This is a genomic window from Acinetobacter sp. YH01007 (genome assembly GCF_013420425.1).
Taxonomy (GTDB): domain Bacteria; phylum Pseudomonadota; class Gammaproteobacteria; order Pseudomonadales; family Moraxellaceae; genus Acinetobacter; species Acinetobacter towneri.
In genome coordinates this window covers 179,838-198,242 of record NZ_VOYC01000005.1, presented here as the reverse complement: position 1 = coordinate 198,242, position 18,405 = coordinate 179,838, and the positions used below count along the sequence as shown (strand labels likewise).

Below are 18,405 nucleotides of genomic sequence, written 5' to 3'. Positions count from 1 at the left end.
GGATAATCTTTTTCAGATTCAATCAATAATTGAACCGCTCTTTCTCTGATTTCAGGGGTATATTTTGGTTTTGTCATTGGAACATTCTCTCAAGAAAGTTGGTCTCCGACAAACCCGGTACGGTTCATGGCAGGGGAGAGGTCTGCACCGACACAAATCAAGCCTTCACCTTCAGGATCAACCTCAATTGGATCTGGAAAAATGAATGATGAAGCTGGGAGCGTTTGCATATCAAGAGCCGTATACAGTTTTATATGATCTGCTGCGCATCATACCTAAAAATGTTGTGATAAAAAAACCGCTCCTGAGAGCGGTTTGTGTCTTTAAGGTAATGAGCTGAGTTTATTCGCCTAAGGCATCTAAATACTTTTCTGCATCTAGCGCAGCCATACAGCCTGAACCTGCAGAAGTAATTGCCTGACGGTAAACTGAATCGGCAACATCACCAGCGGCAAATACGCCTGCAACAGAGGTTTGTGTTGCGTTGCCTGCTGTGCCGCTTTGCACTTGAATATAACCATCACGTAAGTTTAACTGACCTTCAAACATGCTGGTATTTGGTTTGTGACCAATCGCAACAAACAAGCCTGAAACTTCAACATCTTGAGTTGAACCATCAGTGGTTGATTTTAAACGTACCGATGTTACACCAGTGTTGTCACCTAAGACTTCATCGACCTGATTATTCCAAAGAATGCTGATTTTGCCTTCTTTTTCTTTGGCAAATAAATGATCTTGCAAGATTTTTTCAGAGCGAAGTGAATCACGACGATGCACCAATGTCACGTGTGATGCAATGTTAGACAGGTATAATGCTTCTTCAACAGCAGTGTTACCACCGCCAACGACCATCACTTTTTGGTTTTTATAGAAGAAACCATCACAGGTGGCACAGGCACTTACGCCTTGACCCATAAATGCTGCTTCAGATTCTAAACCTAAATATTGTGCAGTCGCACCTGTGCAAATGATTAAAGCATCACAGGTAAATTCTTCCATATCACCTTTCAGTACAAATGGGCGCACATTCAGGTTTACTTCATTGATATGGTCATACACGATTTCTGTGCCAAAGCGTTCCGCATGAGCTTGCATACGTTCCATTAACGCTGGGCCTGTTAAACCTTCAGGATCACCTGGCCAGTTATCAACTTCCGTAGTTGTGGTGAGTTGACCACCCAATTGTAAGCCTGCAATTAAAGTCGGTTTTAAGTTGGCACGTGCAGCATATACTGCAGCACTATAACCTGCAGGGCCTGAACCTAAAATAATTAAACGTGAGTGACGAGCGCTCATGCACAGCATCCTTTTTTTATTTAGAAATTTATGGAATTATACGTGAAACAGGATGAGTTTGCTGTGTGATTAAAGTTGATATTACTGATCATGTAAATCGATTTGAGCTATATAGAAAAAGTTAACAACACACTTCAATAATCTTGCATCTTTTTCTAGGCAACACATGCATAATAGAAGGTCTGTTATAATTTATAGCTTGCTGTGTGGTGAAGCTTGCATCGTGAAATGCAACTTAAATGACACAGCTAAATGAAATACAGACGCTCCGAATCAGGTGGCTTTTTAAGACCATCGAACAAACAAAAAACATTGATGAAGAATTGGCGACAGGACAATATATGACTGCGGTGTCGGGTGCTTATGCACATCGCTTAATAGCGACATTATTTTTGGTCTCTTTTGGAATATATCTGTTCCTTGCAACGGTGACCTATACTCCATTTGACCCAGGTTGGATGCACATTTCCAGTGACACCCAACAGGTTTCAAATGCGAGTGGAATCGCAGGTGCGTGGATTGCCGATTTACTGTTTGGCTTTTTAGGTTGGGCGAGTCTGCTTCTTCCTGCTTATTTTTTTATTGAAGCCTTACAAGTCTGGTGGCCACGTAGTTTTTTAAACCGTCCATTTCGTTATGCTGCACAATTCTTCATTTTATTGGCAACAGCAAGTTTGCTGTATTTATTTTGGCAAGTACCTGCCGATACGTTAGACAATGCCTCAGGCGGCATCATTGGTTTTGAACTTGGGAAAAGTTTATCGCAAATTTTAACCATTTATGGAGCAACACTTTTTTTAGTCGTCTTTTGGATTTTCTTATTTACCCTCGCATTTGGGGTGAAGTGGAACAGAACGTGGGCAACTTTAAAAGCTACACCTGCTTATCTGCAAGATTTGTTCTATCGCAATGTACCTGAAGCAGAATCTGACTTTGACCGTTCTACACCACAGGTGAAAAAGACCGTTGTCGCTGCTGCACCTGTGGTTGCTGTTAAAGTGGCATCAACTGATTTAGAAGCAGCAAGTGAACCCGTGGTTGCACAGGCGAAAGAAGCTGAAACAACTGCGCCACATCCTGCGGCAGAGCGTATGTTTAATCACATGCAGCAACGTGAAGAAGAAGAGCAACAGGCGCAGCAACAGCTATTGGTGCAAGATGAAATTGATGATGTTGAGTTAGAAAAAACCATCGAAAAGGCGCATCGCTTAGAACAAGACAGCCAGCGTATTGTTGCGACAGGCGAAGTGTGGCGTGCTTTACAAGAAAATACCGACAGTCAGCATAACCAAGACATTCATGCATTATTACGTGCTTCTGAAGAACCAGAGCCACATCTACAATCGAATCCTTTTGATGAAGTGCGTCCTGCATCTACGGCATCTCAAGCCACTGCAAAATCTTCGTTAGATTGGGATGATGATCAAATTTTTGATGAATTGCTCGCAGCAGTTCCGCAAGGCAAAGCTGCAAGTGATTTACACAGCCCATTCCAAAACAGCGGGGCAATGGATACTTTAGATGAGTCTGTGACCCAGCAAGAAACAGTGCATCCGCACTCGAATCCTACGGCTCACAATTTTAACGATGATCTCAGCAGATTTGAGTCAGATTTTAACCCGCCATCGTCAAGTGCTTCGAATACGCAAAATCATGCTGTACGCCAAGAGCGCCATTTGCAGCATGATTTAGACAGTTTAGATGACTTGTTGGTGGATGATCTTTTGGGTGATGAGTTACAGCAAGATGCATTTCAAGATCAAGCGCCTGTAGCGCGTAGTACCAGTAGCTATGCACAAAGTTCTGCTTTTGTTCAGGCACCTATTCAGACGGCAGCCACTGCCGCAGTGATGGCAAACGCAGCGACTGCTACACAGGCTGAACAAGCAGAAAAAGTGGCGTTATCCAAAGAAGCATTTATCGAAGCTTGGCAGGAAACCGCAGGCAAACCACTAGACGAAGATGACTTTGATTTTGATGCGCCGCTGACCGATGCACATGGTCGTCCGATGTCACGCGCCATGCAGGTTGCAGAAAAACGTCGTGATTTATCGCCATTACCGGGTTTGGATTTGCTTGATAAAGTCGATCCAAACAAAAAAGTGAACTTCACCGCAGAACAATTATCGCGCTTGTCGGAATTGCTGGAAATTAAATTACAGGAATTTAATGTCAAAGCCAAAGTGGTTGAAGCACAGCCTGGTCCTGTCGTGACCCGTTTTGAGCTGGATTTGGCACCTGGGGTCAAAGCTTCAAAAGTAACCAATATTTCTCGTGACTTGGCGCGTTCAATGTCGATGGCATCGGTACGTGTGGTCGAAGTGATTCCGGGCAAACCGTATATTGGCATTGAAGTACCGAATAGTTCACGTGAAATGGTACGTTTGATTGAGTTATTACAAACGCCTGCTTTTGAAGATCCAAACGGCATTTTATCTATGGCGATGGGGAAAGACATTTCAGGCAATCCTGTGATTACTGAATTGGGCAAAGCACCACACATGCTCGTAGCAGGGACAACGGGTTCAGGTAAATCAGTGGCAGTGAACTCGATGATTTTGTCGATGTTGCTGAAATACAAGCCTGATCAATTACGCTTAATTTTGATTGACCCGAAACAATTGGAACTCGCCAACTATAACGATATTCCACACTTATTGACGCCTGTAGTGACTGATATGAAAGATGCCGTCAGCGCTTTGAATTGGTGTGTCAATGAAATGGAACGTCGTTATAAGCTAATGTCTTTCCTGAAAATTCGTAAATTAAGCGACTATAACCGTAAGGTTGAAGAATCTATTGCCAATGGTGAAGATTTAATTGATCCAACTTGGAAGCCGGGAGATTCAGCAACGCAAGAACGTGCATCGCGTTTAACACCATTGCCATCTATTGTGATTGTGGCAGATGAGTTTGCCGACATGATCATGCAAGTGGGCAAGAAAGCGGAAGAAATGATTACCCGTTTGGCACAAAAATCACGTGCAGCAGGGATTCACTTACTCTTAGCAACTCAGCGTCCATCGGTGGATGTGATCACAGGTCTAATTAAAGCCAACATTCCAACCCGTGTAGCTTTGCGTGTGAACTCGAAAATTGACTCACGTACTATCTTGGATGCGGGCGGTGCAGAAGACCTGCTTGGTCATGGTGATATGCTATTTTTAGGGCCGGGTAAAATTGAGCCAGAACGTGTGCATGGCGCATTTATTTCGGATGATGAAGTCAACCGTATTTGTGATGCGTGGCGTGAGCGTGGCGATCCTGACTATGTCGATGAAATCTTGACGCCATTTGATGAAGAACCATCTTCACGTGGTTTTGAAGATGGTGAAGGCAGTCCAGACCGTGATGTGTTGTATGATCAGTGTGTAGCATTTGTTTTGGAAACACGTAAAGTGTCGACCTCATCTTTACAGCGCAAATTTAGCTTGGGCTATAACCGTGCGGCACGTATTGTCGATCAGATGCAAGAGCAAGGCATTGTGAGCGAGCAAGGAGCAAATGGGAAACGTGAAATTTTAGTGTAAAGCTTTCACTTTCTGTTTGATTTTGAATCAAGTAGTGCTATAAAAAAATCCCGCAATTCAATTGCGGGATTTTTTCTTTTTACACTCAATCTTTTTGGCTGAATTTAGCCAGAGATTGTGTTTAAACAGTTTAAGCAAACTTGGCTAAAACTGCTAAAAAACCATCTTTTTGACGTGGAAATTCAGCAATCACATCGTGAATACGCTGACCTTCAGGATTAGTGGCATTGACATCGCGACCATCGGCAACAAATTGTGTCAATAGACGTTCATAGTCACTTGGACGCATGTGTTTAAATGCGTGATAGAGTACGTGAAAATCTGCATTCACACCTGCAGGTGGAAGTTGATTCAAATAGGCAAATACACGTTCATCCGACCATGCTTCGTTAAAGGTCGCAGGTTGAGATAATGCCATGGCAATCTCCTTTATATTCTTTTGAAAAAAATAGGGCAAAATAACTAGTGTTATTTTGCCCTGATTCAATTTGCTTGACTAATCAGTATTCAGATTATCGCTCTTCAGGCAAATTGATATTCATTTCCAACATTTCAATATTGGCTTCTGAACGCACAGACATTTGAATATGTTGTTCATCGACACCACGCACGTAGCGATTTACCACTTGCATGATTTCTTTTTTCATCTGATCAATTTTGTCTTGGCTTAAGCGTTTACCTAGACCTTGTTCAGAAGCAACAATCACTTTTAAGCGATCTTTTGCTGTTTGTGCGCTAGATGGCTTATCTTCACCGCTAAATAATTTGCTCCAAAATCCTGCCATGTCTACGCTCCAAATAACCGTGCTAACCAACCTTTCGGTTTTGTTTCAATATGACGAAACGGACGTTCTTCACCCAAGAAACGTGCAACCAAGTCATCATACGCCTGACCTGCAGCAGCATCGCTATACAGAATGACAGGTTTGCCTTCGTTAGATGCTTGAAGTACGCTCTTACATTCAGGAATAACGCCTAAAGTTGGTACACGTAAAATATCTTTAGAAATGTCGTCAATGGTTAGCATTTCTTGTTTATCGGCACGTTCTGGGTTGTAACGTGTGATACACAAGTGCTTACGCACACGACCTTCGTTTTGTTCTACTTTTTTGGTTTTGCTGTCAAGCATACCAATAATACGGTCAGAGTCACGTACTGAAGAAATTTCAGGGTTGGTCACAATAATCGCTTCATCGGCATGGTACATTGCAAGAATGGCACCGCGCTCAATCCCTGCAGGTGAGTCGCAAATAATGTAATCAAATTCTTGTGCCAACTCATCCATAATACGTGCCACACCTTCATCGGTGAGGGCATCTTTATCACGGGTTTGTGAAGCTGGAAGAATATAAAGGTTTTCGATATCTTTATCGCGAATTAATGCTTGTTGTAAACGCGCTTCATTATTTAATACATTCACAAAATCATAAACAACGCGACGTTCACAACCCATAATTAAGTCAAGGTTACGTAAACCCACGTCAAAATCGATAACAACAGTTTTGTGACCACGTAGGGCTAAACCTGTTGCAAAAGATGCACTTGTAGTGGTTTTACCTACGCCACCTTTGCCTGATGTTACGACAACAATTTTCGCCACCGAATCCACTCCTGTTATGGTTTAAATTCCCCTATATTTTTTCGGGGATTTTTGGTGATTATTTATACATTAAAATTGTAGAGCTTCAAATACAAGCTCTTGGTTATCATTTAAGTAAATATGCACAGGTTTTTTAGTCACATGCTGAGGAATATCGTCCGCCACGCAATACGTGCCTGCAATAGATACCAATTCTGCTTCTAGGGAATGACAGAAAATTCGTGCCGCAATATTCCCGCCCGCGCCGGCAATGACTCTACCACGTACACTACCATAAATATGTATATTTCCTGAAGCAATCACTTCAGAACCGCTGTTGATGCCTGCGGTTAAAATAATGTCGCCCTGATGTTGTACCAAGCATTGACCTGTACGCAAAATTTCATCGTGATAAGACGTAATATGCGCTACAGCAGGTGTAGTTTCAGCAACTTGATTTTCCGTCTGTTGCTGTTCTGCCGCAGGTTCAGGTTTTACTTCAACCACTTGTTCTTTGGTGGCTTTCACTTCCTGCAATGGACGGTCTTGCGGGATGACAGGGAACTGAATAGCACGTGCCTGATCTGCCATAATGCCTTCAGTCACAGCAATTGGCTGTGCTTCTAGGCTAATTAGCAATTGAATTAGCGCAATCAATTCTTGTTCGACTGAACTTTCAATGACCACCAAAACCCCTGGTGGAAATGATTTTTGCAACATTGGGCTTAGTTGCTGGCGGATCGCATCATGATCATTGGTGTCTAAGCTAATGCGAATCGCATTGACCAATCTGCCTTTTATCCGTATGTCAGCCATAATAATTCCTTAACACTTCTAACTTTGCTGGTTGTTGAAGTCATCTTATAAATAGAGCAAATCCTAGAACAAATTGGGTGAATTCTCTAGTTCAGTTACTAAAAATATTTCACATTGTTTTAGCTAAAATTATCGAAAGACCTTTATGAAATATCGTGTTGTTGTCCTTCATTTAAAATTTGTTGCCATTGTTTAACTTTTACTTGTTTGCGAATTGCTTCTAAACTTTCAAATATTGCCGATTCCACTAATTTATCAATATGCTGATTATGTTCAATCTCAATCTGACTAATTTTTTCAGCAATCATTTGATAAGTTGGATTTTGTACTTGTTGATGCTGCTGTGCAAAAGGTTCAATTAAACCTTGGGTGATATTTTCGCCCAATCGTTGTCCGATACTTTGAATTTGCTGTTCAATACGTCCACCGACCAATGGAATCAGGCGCAGCAATTGCGTCAGTTCAGGCGTATCTTCAATGGCTTGATTCACCACCAACCCGACATTTTTCGCAATCATGTGACGCTGCATTTGTAATTCTTTGCCTAAGGATTCCTGCAAAATATCGGCTAGGGCAATCGCGAGTAATTGACGATGATGCTCGACCAAATCATCAATAAATTGTTTGTGAGTGGTACTGGTGGTCAATTCACGTTGCACACCATTAAGTACTGTGAGCACCACACGGCTACTCAGTTCTTCCATTAGCAAGTTGTAGTAAAAGTTGCCGCGTTTATACCAACTGTCTGGAATGACTTTATAGCCATGGCTATGCAGGTTGTAACCAATCGCGATGGCACGTAATAAACGTAAAAAACGCAATTGCGGAATAATTGCAAGAATTTCATACCAGTGAATAAACGGGAAAAACCACCAACGCTGATGATGTTTGAAAATAATTGCAATACCCCAACGCACGCCCAACTCTACAATTAAAAACGTGGTAAACCAGCCTTCGGTAATCACCACCCAAGGGCGCAATTCTGTTCGATAAAACTGTAAAATTTCAGGTAGACGAATAAAATCGAACAACCATTCGCCAAAATCACTCATTAAAATGGCATTGGCACTTAAACAGAACAAGTTAAAGATGATTAAACCCATCAAAAACAAGTCATAAGCCAAGGCAATTTTCCATCCCCATGAATCTTTACGCAGGGGATGAAAAGAGGATTTGATGACAGGTTCTTCAGACTTTTTCATGGCGTACCTGAATGGTTATGCAGTCGGAGCTGCAAGTTTTTGTTGCATGCTTTCAATCAATTGATCTTTTTCCAGCCACAGTTCATGCACCCATTGCTGAAAACGCTCACGATATTCAGCATCATCTTCGTAATTGCCGCCCAACACCCAATCTGGAATATTAATTTTGCGTAAATTCACCGCAATGCGCGGCACCTCACCTAACCAAAACTCGCTATAGCCCGGCACGCCATCTGGGTACACAATGGTCATATCTACCAAGGCATCAATTTGATCACCCAAAATATTCAATGCCAAAGCTAAACCACCAGCTTTTGGCTTTAATAAATGTTGATAAGGCGATTGTTGTTGATCATGTTTTTCTTGGGTAAAGCGTGTGCCTTCTAAATAATTCAGCAGGGTAAAGGGCTGACTTAATAACTGTTGGCAGGCTTTACGCGCTTCTTCCATATCGTGGTCTTTCAGCTCAGGTTTTTTGGCAATTTGTGCTTTGCTGTGACGCTTCATCATTGGGAAGCCTAAAATTTTAAAGGCTTGTCCTACAAAGGGAATAAAGATCAGTTCCCACTTGGTAAAAAAGCGGGTCAATGGCATACGGGTTAAGCCAAAATACTGATTTACTGTGGTATCGACCCAACTTTGATGGTTACAGGTCATGAGATAACGACCTTGCATGCTCAGTTGCAAATCTTCATCAATGCTGATATCCCATTGGGTATTGGGTAATACATGATCAATCAGCCAGTTGTTTACACTGAGCCAACTGTTGGTAATTTGAATATTGGTTTCATCGACCTTACGTGACTGCTTTAACAGTTTGGTTAAGCCCAAAGCCAACACAGGAGGGCCGTGAAAAAATGTACTGCCAGTGATGACTGTACCCACGGTGAGACCTTTTGTGATTTTTTTTAATAAAGGGTGTTTCTTTGCTTGCGATGACATATAAATCAATCCTGAAGATAAATCGTCCAATGCGTCACGTGTTTGTAGATGACTCCAATATAAATGTTGTTTTTAAAATAAAAAAGTGTTGAAGTGAAAGTGTGTAGAAATTGTGATGAAGTTATACCAAGATTTGTACATGATCATGTATATTTGTAAGTAAAAGTTTTTTTATTAACAAAAAATCAATGGTCTAAGTATATTTTTTCATTCAATATTCAGCATATACAACAAAACACAAGTAAGGAGGCATGCCATGCGTGCATTAGCAATTTCGGCAGCAGTCGTAGGGGCAATGGTTTTAACTGGTTGTCAAACGACTGGTAACAACCTTGGTGGTATGGAATATGACAAAACTGCGTTAGGCACAGTAATTGGTGCTGCTGCAGGTTATGGGGTCTCTAAAAGTAACGCAAATACAAGTGCACAAAACAACCGTGCTGCAGCAATTGGTGCTGTAGTGGGTGCTGCTGCGGGTGTTTATCTTGACAATAAAGAAAAACAACTTCGTCAACAAATGGCTGGTACAGGCGTAGAAGTAAACCGTAATGCCGATGGTTCTGTTGGCTTGATCATGCCGGGTAACATCACGTTTGATACTAACAAATCAAACATCAAACCAAACTTCTATTCTACCTTGGACAAAGTAGCGCAAACGCTAACCCAAGATAACAAGAGCGGTATTTTGGTAACAGGTTTTACTGACAGCACTGGTAACGACGCAATCAACATTCCATTGTCACAAGCACGTGCACAATCGGTTGCAAACTACTTGGCTAGCCGTGGTGTATCAACTTCACGTATTAATGCACAAGGTCACGGTGCTGCAAACCCAATCGCATCGAATGCTACTGCAGAAGGTCGTGAGCAAAACCGTCGTGTAGAAATCAGCATTTATGCAATCCAATAATCTGGCATTGTATAGATTGTAAAGAACCGCCTTCGGGCGGTTTTTTTATGCAAGCAATTTCTAGGGTCTACTCAGCAAATAAACAATGACGTCTAAAGTAGCATTTTAGATTAGTCATCTTTGGCGGAGATGACTATAATCGAGCTCGAACCGAAATAGAGGAAATACTATGACACTGGCAAGTCAGTTAAACGACAAGCAACTTGAAGCGATGAAATACACTCAAGGACCCTTGTTAGTGCTTGCAGGTGCAGGTTCAGGCAAAACTTCGGTGATTACCCGAAAAATTGCCTATTTGGTTAAGCATTGCGGGATTCCTGCGCATCGTATTACAGCGATGACTTTTACCAACAAAGCAGCACGAGAAATGAAAGAGCGTGTGACCAAATTGTTGTCACGTGAAGAAGCTAAAGGATTATCGGTTTCGACTTTCCACACCTTTGGTCTGAATTTATTACGTCTTGAATTAAAACACACGCCGTTAAAAGCCAACTTCTCTATTTTAGATGCCGATGACTGCAAACGTATTCTGATGGATTTAATGCACCGCGATAATTTGTCGGGTGCAGAAAGCAAAGAATTGATTGCCAAAGCCATGAAGATGATTTCAGACTGGAAAAATGATCTGATTGCACCAGAGCAGGCGCATACCACCTGCGAAACGCCAGAAGACATCCAGTTTGCACATTTATATCAACTTTATGAACGTAATTTACGTGCCTATAACGCGGTAGATTTTGATGATTTAATTGTAATGCCGACACGACTTTTGCAAGAAAATGCCGAAGTGCGTGACAAGTGGCAAAACCGTGTTCGTTATTTATTGGTCGATGAGTATCAGGACACCAACACCGCACAATATATCTTGGTGAAATTACTTGTGGGCGTAATGGGGCAGTTCACTGCGGTAGGTGACGACGACCAATCGATTTACGCTTGGCGCGGTGCGAAGCCTGAAAATATGGCCTTGCTGAAAGATGATTTCCCGAATTTAAAAGTGATTAAACTTGAGCAAAACTATCGCTCGACCAGTCGCATTTTAAAAGCGGCCAACACCGTCATTGGCAATAATCCACATATTTTTGACAAAAAACTGTGGTCAGATAAAGGTCATGGTGAAGTGATTCGGGTAATTACATGCCGCAATGATGATGATGAATCAGAACGCGTGGTTAAAGACTTACTCACGCATAAACTGATGAATGGTAAAAGCTGGAAAGATTATGCAATTTTGTACCGAGGGAACTTTCAGGCACGTATTCTGGAAACCCAATTACGTCAAATGCAAATTCCTTACAAGCTTTCGGGGGGGCAGTCATTCTTCGCACGTGCTGAAATCAAAGACATCATGAGTTATTTGCGTCTGATTATTAACCCTGAAGATGACAGCGCATTCTTACGCATTATTAACACGCCTAAACGCGCGATTGGTCCTGTGACTTTGGAAAAACTAGGGCTGTTTGCACAGGAAAACCATTTGTCATTATTGGCTGCTGCAGGTGATCAGCGCCTAACCATGGCAATTCCGAAAAAAGCCACGACGCAGTTGGCAGAGTTTTCAGATTTTATTAGCAATTTTACGCGTAACTTATTGGAAGATGATGAACCTGTACCAATCATCCGTCAAATGATGCTCGAAGCAGGTTATATCGACTACATTAAAGAGCAAGCAGCTACCCCTGCGCAGGAAAAAACCAAGCTAGATAATATCGAAGTTCTATATAGCAGCATCCAAAGTTTGATTAACCGTGCTGAAGATGTCGATGAAAAGAATATTGAAAGCGTGATTCGTAAAATGGTGCTGCTCGATATGCTCGAACAGCAACAGGAAGAAGAAGACACTGATAAAGTCAATTTACTCACCCTGCATGCGTCCAAAGGTTTGGAATTTCCGTATGTGTATTTGATTGGCTTGGAAGAAGAGCTTTTGCCGCATAAAAACTCAATTGTGGCAGATACCGTCGAAGAAGAACGCCGTTTAATGTACGTAGGGATTACTCGTGCACGTCAGGGCTTGACCATTACTTTGGCAGAACAACGCAAAGCGGGCGGGCAAATGAAACAAATGACCCCAAGTCGTTTTTTGGATGAATTACCACAAGATGAATTGGAATGGCTCGGACGTAAGAAAAAGTTAGCCGGTGATGTCGATCCGAAATTACAGGCACAGCATTATTTGGAAAATTTACGTGCCTTAATCAAGCGCTAATTTTTTGAAAATACTTAGGGCATTGATGCAAGTACAGCATCAAATGGCACATCGAAAATCGAAAGAAAATTGAAAATTTAAAAACAGGATAAACTTCATGAAAGTTCAAGTTAAAGTCTTAGATTCACGTTTAGGCACAGAATGGCCAATGCCAACTTATGCAACCGCAGGTTCGGCAGGTTTGGACTTACGTGCTTGTGTAGACAGCAGCACCGTGATTGAGCCGGGTCAAACAGTCTTGGTCAAAACAGGTTTAGCGATTTATATTCAAGATACAGGTTTTGCAGGCATGATTTTGCCGCGTTCAGGCTTGGGTCACAAACATGGCATCGTGTTGGGGAACTTGGTGGGTTTGATTGATTCAGATTATCAGGGTGAATTGATGGTTTCGGTGTGGAACCGTAGCCAAACAGCATTTAGCTTAGAACCTGGTGAGCGTTTAGCGCAATACGTTTTGGTTCCTGTGGTACAGGCCAAGTTTGAACAAGTAGATGAATTTGTTGCCACCGAACGTGGTGCAGGTGGTTTTGGGCATACGGGCAAAAACTAAGTTACTTAGGTTTCAGCCTATATCGTTTGGTAAAGTTTTATCTGAAACTTTACCAACAATTCTTGAAAAGTAACGAAAGATGTACTAATAATGACAAGTAAATCACTAGCTCTGATGAGACCATTGCACATCTATTAAAAAATCTAATTAGAATTTTCAAAATATCTCGAGCCAAGATTTATTCACTTTATGTTGGCTCATCTTTGTAGTTGTAAGCCTATGAACAATCCACAAACACTTTTTCCTCAGCATATTTTTCGCGCTTACGACATTCGTGGCAAAGAAACTGTGCTGACCGCGAAATTGGTACACGCCATTGCACAAGGATTGGTGCAACAATATCAACAAGAAAAGCAAACTCAAATTAGTATTGGTTATGATGCGCGTTTAAATAGCCCCGCTTATGCTGAAATTATGCGCCAAGTCTTTCTTGCCCATCAATTTCAAGTGACGATGGTGGGTTGTTGTTCTAGCCCGATGTTGTATTTTATGGCACGACACACGGCAGGCAATGGCATTATGCTTACGGCCAGTCATAATCCAAAATCAGACAACGGCATTAAATGGATTGTGCAGGGCGAACCGCCAACCCCTGAAATGATTCAACACGTGGCACACGATGCAGCGCCATATTATTTAAATACCGATGCAGCACCATCCATCGCCTCACAACACGCCACCAATATTTCACATGAATTTATTGAAGATGCGTGTCAGCAATATCAGCAGGCAATGTTGAACGATATTCAACTGGCGGGCACTTTTAAAGTGGTTTTAGATGGGATGTATGGTTCGGCAGGTCATTGCGCTGCTTTGGTTTTGCAAAAAATGGGCTGTGAGGTGATTGCTTTACGCTGCGAAGCCAATGGTCATTTTCCAGAACATGCACCCGATCCATCACAAGAAAAACACTTACAACATTTAAAAGCTGCGGTGCGTGAACATCAGGCGGACATTGGCATTGCTTTAGATGGCGATGGTGATCGTGTCGTCCTCTTGGATGAACATGCCAATGTGCTTTCAGCAGATCGTTTGCTGTCTTTATTTGCAGAAATGTGTTTAAAAACTCATCCTCAGCATCAAGTGGTGTTTGATGTAAAATGCTCCACTATGGTGCGCAATACCGTGCGTGATTTGGGTGGCGAAGCGGTGATGATTCGCACGGGCAGTACCTTCTTGCGGCGTTATTTGGCGCAGTCGCAAGGCAAGGCTGTGTTCGGTGGCGAATACGCAGGACATTATGTATTCAATGATGGACGTGGTTTTGGCTATGACGATGGTATTTACGCAGCGCTGCGCGTGTTGGAATATTTAAGCCACAGTAATTACAGCAGCCTTTCGGCATTGATGCAGAAATACCCTGAGCGTTGCTGCACTGAAGACACGTATATCAGCACACGGAATATTGAACCGAGTGCGGTTTTAAATGATGTTGAAAGTTCTAGCCATCGCAGTGGTGCAGAATTAAGTAAAATAGATGGTGTAAGACTTGATTTTGAAGATGGATTTGGCATTATTCGAGCATCCAATACAGGCGAATATTTTACGGTGCGTTTTGATGCCGATAATCCATCACGACTGAATGATATTCGCGATACATTTGTTTCCATGTTAAGTGAGCGATACCCTGAAATCGCCCAAGACATTTTAGATGCTCAATAAGGAGAGGCGAATGCCACATCAACAGACTGGTATCGACAAAGCGCAAATTTTGACTGAAGCTTTGCCGTATATTCAACGTTTTGCGGGCAAGACCCTTGTTGTGAAATATGGCGGCAATGCCATGACCGATCCTGAGCTGGAAAGTTCTTTTGCTCGTGATATCGTGTTGTTAAAGACTGTAGGCTTAAACCCGATTGTGGTGCATGGCGGTGGTCCACAAGTGGATTCTATGCTCAAGCAATTGGGACGTGAGTCTGACCGTATTGATGGCATGCGTGTCACCGATCCTACGACTATGGAAGTCGTAGAAATGGTCTTGGGTGGTAGCGTCAACAAATCTATCGTCAATCTGATTAACCAACATGGCGGTCGTGCCATTGGTTTGACGGGTAAAGATGGTAACTTGATTCGCGCACAAAAATTATTGATGCAAAAAACTACTGAAACAGGCGAAGTACAACAAATTGACCTTGGTTTGGTGGGTGAAGTGGTGGGTGTCAAAACCGACGTGTTGGAAATGTTTACCAGCAGCGACTTTATTCCAGTGATTGCACCTTTAGGTGTCGATGATGCAGGCAATACCTATAACATTAATGCCGATTTAGTCGCAGGTAAAGTTGCCGAAGCATTGGGTGCGGAAAAGTTAATTTTGCTGACCAATATTACGGGTGTATTAGACGAAAATAAAAACCTGTTAACTGGTTTGACTACGCAGGAAGTAGATCGTTTAATTGATACAGGCGTGATTTACGGTGGCATGATTCCAAAAGTGGGTTGTGCATTGGATGCAGTTAAAGGCGGTGTAATCAGTGCACATATTGTAGATGGTCGTGTGCCACATGCTACTTTATTGGAAATCTTTACTGATCATGGTGTGGGAACATTAATTACCAACCGTGTCCAAACGCGTAAATAAAACTCTATAAGATGATCCCTAAAAGAGCTTCACAATTGAAGCTCTTTTTTATGTCAAATTTACGGCAAGAAACTGAAATTTTGTTGATTCAGCATCCTTGAAATTGCTTTGCACCTATCCTGCAATCTTAAAATTGTAGTCGCTAAAATCGCGGTCATCATAGTGTCATGCTGCTGTCCTAGTGTAGGAGAAAACATGAGGTATCTATGATGCTACAAAAATTAAATCAGTATCGTCAGCAGTTTAGCTTTCCTATGGTTAAAGTGGGTAAAGCACAGAAAAAAAACAGCAAAGCTACGCAATATGCGTTTGAATGGGTTGAAAATTTAAAGCAACTACAAGAAGTACAGCGCTTTCGTGCACAGCAATTTTCCAAGCAATTTGGCATTGAATTTGAATCGGCTTTAGATCAGGACTTGTACGATTTTGGCTGTGAACACGCCGTACTCAGAGATAAATCTACGGGTGAAATTGTTGCTTATACTCGTTTAAAACTTTGGCAAGGGCATGAGCTAGCCAACAGTTATAGTGCGCACGAGTTTAAAATTATAGATGAGTTAGGGCATCTCTCGAATATTGTCGAAATGGGGCGTACTTGTGTGCATCCACGTTATCGTTCAGGCAAAACACTCTCTATTTTATGGCTGAATTTAGTGCCTAAAGTGTTATGGGAAATGCGTGCCAAACACATGATTGGCTGTGTCAGTATTCGTTTGGAAGGTAATGAAGCACGCGCGTATCATACCCATCAAGCGATTCAACAATTGGCAGAAAATCAACGCTGCGATATTCAGTCACAGCAGCCGTTTGAGCCAAGTTGTCCAAGTCATAGCTTTAGCCAAGATGAACGAATACCTAAACTGTTTGATGTTTATCTGAAAATGAATGCTAAGCTGTCTGAGCAAGCATTTTATGACCGTGAGTTTAACTGTCTAGATTATTTTGTTTTGTTAGATGTGAAACAAATGGCGAAACATTTTATTCGCCAAAAGAAAGTGAAAGCATCTTAACTAGAATAATTAAGCAGAGATTTCTACAGCACTGCATATCTATGAAGTGGTACTGTAGAAATCTATTTATATTTTTCAGATTTGAATTATCCACATGGCTGATGCACAATAATCAGATAATTTCATTATTTGTATAAAGATAAGGCCTTATGTGTCAGTTGCTTGGAATGAATTGTGCGACACCTACCGATATTACCTTTTCATTTCGGGGATTTTCGCAGCGCGCAGGAATCACCTCAGATCATTCTGATGGCTTTGGCATTGCTTTTTTTGAAGATAAAGCTTGCCGTTTATTTGTCGATAACCAGTCTGCAGTGGAGTCACCCATTGCAGAATTGATCCGTAACTATCCCATCAAATCGCGTAATGTGATTGCCCATATTCGTAAAGCGACACAAGGCAAAATTAATTTAGAAAATTCACATCCGTTTAGTCGTGAGTTGTGGGGACGCCAGTGGATTTTTGCCCATAATGGTGATTTACATGACTTTCATCCACGTTTATCAGGTCGTTTTACCCCTGTGGGCAATACCGACAGTGAACGTGCATTTTGTTATTTGTTAGATCAATTGGTAAATCATTTTGGTTATGATGAACCGAGCCTGACGCAAATTTTTGACTTGTTAGCCGAAATTTCTCCTAAAATTGCAGAACATGGCACTTTTAATTTTTGTTTGTCCAATGGTCAGGCATTATTTAGTTATGCGGTGACCAAATTACATTGGTTGGTGCGTGCTTATCCATTTCAGCCTGCACAATTAATTGATTTAGATGTTGAGGTTGATTTTAGCCAAGTCACCACAGCAGAGGATTGTGTGGCAGTGATTACCACTGAACCCTTGACTCAAAATGAAACATGGACAGCATTTCAGCCAGGTGAAATGATTTTATTTCAACATGGACGCCCAATTAAAACCCAAATGACACATATTGCGCGTTTGGAACGTGAGCGTTTAAATCCTGAATTAAGACGGATCACCAAAGCGGATCAATACTAATTTATACGGGTATGTGTGGTTGAAAAATATTCATTTTATTATTGTATAATTCAATTAAATCAAGAATGAAAATGTATAAATTGGTTAATTAATAATTGATTCTTTTAGTCGGGTATTTTTGTTAAAATTTATTTAAATCAATGTCTTGTGTTGTTTTTGTGCGATTTAAACCAATCCCTACCAATTCGCTTCATTTTTATTTATGGGAAATACGGCTACCATTCCGCAATGTGATTAATCATTTATTTCTGTAAGGTGGTCGTATGAAGATGAAATGGGTTCCAGAATACAACACTGGTATCGATGTGATTGACGATCAGCATAAACGTATCCTCGATTATATTAATGAAATTGTTGAAATTAGCGATGGTACAGATCGAGCACGTGTAAAGCAGATTTTAGATAATATTATTGATTACACCCAGTCGCATTTTACGTTTGAAGAATCATTACAAGAAGAAGCGGGTTATAAATACCGCGTACCACATAAACGTGTACATGATTTATTCATTAAAAAAATTGAGTTTTATCGTGATCGTTTTGAAATGGGACAATCCATTGAAGGCGAATTGCATGAAGTTTTATCAAAATGGTTAATTAATCATATTCAACACGATGACGCCGATTATGTCGGTGCAGTGAAAGAGAATATGATGGGTATTATTAAGGAAAATGAGAAGAAGAAAGGTAAAGGCTGGTTCGCTCGTTTCTTCTCATAAGTCTGAAGCCATAAAAATGAAAGAATAAAAATTATAAATTTGCGCAGCAAGCTATCTAACGATAGT

General features: G+C 41.4%; 16 protein-coding genes and 1 pseudogene. 9 read left to right on the top strand and 8 right to left on the bottom strand.

All coding sequences use genetic code 11. The features are described from left to right. Positions 1–128 precede the first annotated feature (128 nt). A pseudogene (locus tag FTT74_RS04285) lies at positions 129–230 on the bottom strand (leucyl/phenylalanyl-tRNA--protein transferase); the annotation flags it as partial. Between the two features lie 112 nt (positions 231–342). Then, positions 343–1,296 (bottom strand): thioredoxin-disulfide reductase, encoded by a 954-nt coding sequence (gene trxB, locus FTT74_RS04280; RefSeq protein ID WP_168418250.1) that lies wholly within the window; start codon positions 1,294–1,296, stop codon positions 343–345. Between the two features lie 341 nt (positions 1,297–1,637). Here trxB and FTT74_RS04275 point away from each other — a divergent pair, with 341 nt between their 5' ends. After that, on the top strand, positions 1,638–4,826 hold the full coding sequence (locus FTT74_RS04275) for a DNA translocase FtsK (protein ID WP_179988616.1): 3,189 nt from the start codon (positions 1,638–1,640) through the stop codon (positions 4,824–4,826). A gap of 130 nt (positions 4,827–4,956) precedes the next feature. Here FTT74_RS04275 and FTT74_RS04270 read toward each other — a convergent pair whose 3' ends face one another. The 6 genes from FTT74_RS04270 to FTT74_RS04245 form a co-directional block, all read right to left on the bottom strand. After that, entirely contained in the window at positions 4,957–5,244 is a 288-nt protein-coding gene (locus FTT74_RS04270) for a PA4642 family protein (protein ID WP_004975291.1), read from the bottom strand. A gap of 94 nt (positions 5,245–5,338) precedes the next feature. Continuing rightward, the gene (gene minE, locus FTT74_RS04265) at positions 5,339–5,611 is read right to left on the bottom strand and encodes a cell division topological specificity factor MinE (protein ID WP_096902698.1); all 273 of its coding nucleotides are present in this window, start codon (positions 5,609–5,611) and stop codon (positions 5,339–5,341) included. A gap of 2 nt (positions 5,612–5,613) precedes the next feature. After that, positions 5,614–6,426 (bottom strand): septum site-determining protein MinD, encoded by an 813-nt coding sequence (gene minD / locus FTT74_RS04260; RefSeq protein WP_096902697.1) that lies wholly within the window; start codon positions 6,424–6,426, stop codon positions 5,614–5,616. 69 nt (positions 6,427–6,495) lie between these two features. Beyond that, positions 6,496–7,221, bottom strand: a complete 726-nt coding sequence (minC, locus tag FTT74_RS04255; protein ID WP_004975296.1) for a septum site-determining protein MinC — start codon at positions 7,219–7,221, stop codon at positions 6,496–6,498. A 143-nt stretch (positions 7,222–7,364) separates the two neighbouring features. Beyond that, on the bottom strand, positions 7,365–8,423 hold the full coding sequence (locus FTT74_RS04250) for a hypothetical protein (protein WP_004975298.1): 1,059 nt from the start codon (positions 8,421–8,423) through the stop codon (positions 7,365–7,367). A gap of 15 nt (positions 8,424–8,438) precedes the next feature. Then, entirely contained in the window at positions 8,439–9,365 is a 927-nt protein-coding gene (locus tag FTT74_RS04245) for an acyltransferase (protein ID WP_154320414.1), read from the bottom strand. 256 nt (positions 9,366–9,621) lie between these two features. On the opposite strand from FTT74_RS04245, the gene FTT74_RS04240 reads away from it, so the two are divergent. From FTT74_RS04240 to FTT74_RS04205, 8 genes are all read left to right on the top strand, one after another. Next, on the top strand, positions 9,622–10,275 hold the full coding sequence (locus FTT74_RS04240) for an OmpA family protein (RefSeq protein WP_004975301.1): 654 nt from the start codon (positions 9,622–9,624) through the stop codon (positions 10,273–10,275). 169 nt (positions 10,276–10,444) lie between these two features. Further along, complete coding sequence (locus FTT74_RS04235) at positions 10,445–12,484, top strand: UvrD-helicase domain-containing protein (protein WP_154320416.1); 2,040 nt, start codon at positions 10,445–10,447, stop codon at positions 12,482–12,484. Between the two features lie 97 nt (positions 12,485–12,581). After that, complete coding sequence (dut, locus tag FTT74_RS04230) at positions 12,582–13,034, top strand: dUTP diphosphatase (RefSeq protein WP_004975307.1); 453 nt, start codon at positions 12,582–12,584, stop codon at positions 13,032–13,034. A gap of 219 nt (positions 13,035–13,253) precedes the next feature. Further along, positions 13,254–14,696, top strand: a complete 1,443-nt coding sequence (locus FTT74_RS04225) for a phosphomannomutase/phosphoglucomutase (protein WP_004975308.1) — start codon at positions 13,254–13,256, stop codon at positions 14,694–14,696. Between the two features lie 10 nt (positions 14,697–14,706). After that, positions 14,707–15,612 carry an acetylglutamate kinase gene (argB, locus tag FTT74_RS04220; RefSeq protein WP_004975310.1) on the top strand — a complete coding sequence of 302 codons (906 nt, stop codon included), beginning with the start codon at positions 14,707–14,709 and terminating at the stop codon, positions 15,610–15,612. 209 nt (positions 15,613–15,821) lie between these two features. Further along, positions 15,822–16,622 (top strand): GNAT family N-acetyltransferase, encoded by an 801-nt coding sequence (locus FTT74_RS04215; protein ID WP_168710353.1) that lies wholly within the window; start codon positions 15,822–15,824, stop codon positions 16,620–16,622. A 149-nt stretch (positions 16,623–16,771) separates the two neighbouring features. Next, complete coding sequence (locus FTT74_RS04210; RefSeq protein WP_004975313.1) at positions 16,772–17,620, top strand: class II glutamine amidotransferase; 849 nt, start codon at positions 16,772–16,774, stop codon at positions 17,618–17,620. 263 nt (positions 17,621–17,883) lie between these two features. Continuing rightward, positions 17,884–18,339 carry a bacteriohemerythrin gene (locus FTT74_RS04205; protein ID WP_154320417.1) on the top strand — a complete coding sequence of 152 codons (456 nt, stop codon included), beginning with the start codon at positions 17,884–17,886 and terminating at the stop codon, positions 18,337–18,339. Positions 18,340–18,405 lie beyond the last annotated feature (66 nt).

What these genes read in the sequence shown, in the direction of transcription:
- FTT74_RS04250 (WP_004975298.1), bottom strand. Translation starts at nt 8,423, where the DNA reads ATGAAAAAGTCTGAAGAACCTGTCATCAAATCCTCTTTTCATCCCCTG.
- trxB (WP_168418250.1), bottom strand. Translation starts at nt 1,296, where the DNA reads ATGAGCGCTCGTCACTCACGTTTAATTATTTTAGGTTCAGGCCCTGCA.
- FTT74_RS04215 (WP_168710353.1), top strand. Translation starts at nt 15,822, where the DNA reads ATGCTACAAAAATTAAATCAGTATCGTCAGCAGTTTAGCTTTCCTATG.
- FTT74_RS04225 (WP_004975308.1), top strand. Translation starts at nt 13,254, where the DNA reads ATGAACAATCCACAAACACTTTTTCCTCAGCATATTTTTCGCGCTTAC.
- FTT74_RS04245 (WP_154320414.1), bottom strand. Translation starts at nt 9,365, where the DNA reads ATGTCATCGCAAGCAAAGAAACACCCTTTATTAAAAAAAATCACAAAA.
- minE (WP_096902698.1), bottom strand. Translation starts at nt 5,611, where the DNA reads ATGGCAGGATTTTGGAGCAAATTATTTAGCGGTGAAGATAAGCCATCT.
- FTT74_RS04275 (WP_179988616.1), top strand. Translation starts at nt 1,638, where the DNA reads ATGACTGCGGTGTCGGGTGCTTATGCACATCGCTTAATAGCGACATTA.
- dut (WP_004975307.1), top strand. Translation starts at nt 12,582, where the DNA reads ATGAAAGTTCAAGTTAAAGTCTTAGATTCACGTTTAGGCACAGAATGG.
- minC (WP_004975296.1), bottom strand. Translation starts at nt 7,221, where the DNA reads ATGGCTGACATACGGATAAAAGGCAGATTGGTCAATGCGATTCGCATT.
- FTT74_RS04270 (WP_004975291.1), bottom strand. Translation starts at nt 5,244, where the DNA reads ATGGCATTATCTCAACCTGCGACCTTTAACGAAGCATGGTCGGATGAA.
- argB (WP_004975310.1), top strand. Translation starts at nt 14,707, where the DNA reads ATGCCACATCAACAGACTGGTATCGACAAAGCGCAAATTTTGACTGAA.
- FTT74_RS04240 (WP_004975301.1), top strand. Translation starts at nt 9,622, where the DNA reads ATGCGTGCATTAGCAATTTCGGCAGCAGTCGTAGGGGCAATGGTTTTA.
- FTT74_RS04205 (WP_154320417.1), top strand. Translation starts at nt 17,884, where the DNA reads ATGAAGATGAAATGGGTTCCAGAATACAACACTGGTATCGATGTGATT.
- FTT74_RS04210 (WP_004975313.1), top strand. Translation starts at nt 16,772, where the DNA reads ATGTGTCAGTTGCTTGGAATGAATTGTGCGACACCTACCGATATTACC.
- FTT74_RS04235 (WP_154320416.1), top strand. Translation starts at nt 10,445, where the DNA reads ATGACACTGGCAAGTCAGTTAAACGACAAGCAACTTGAAGCGATGAAA.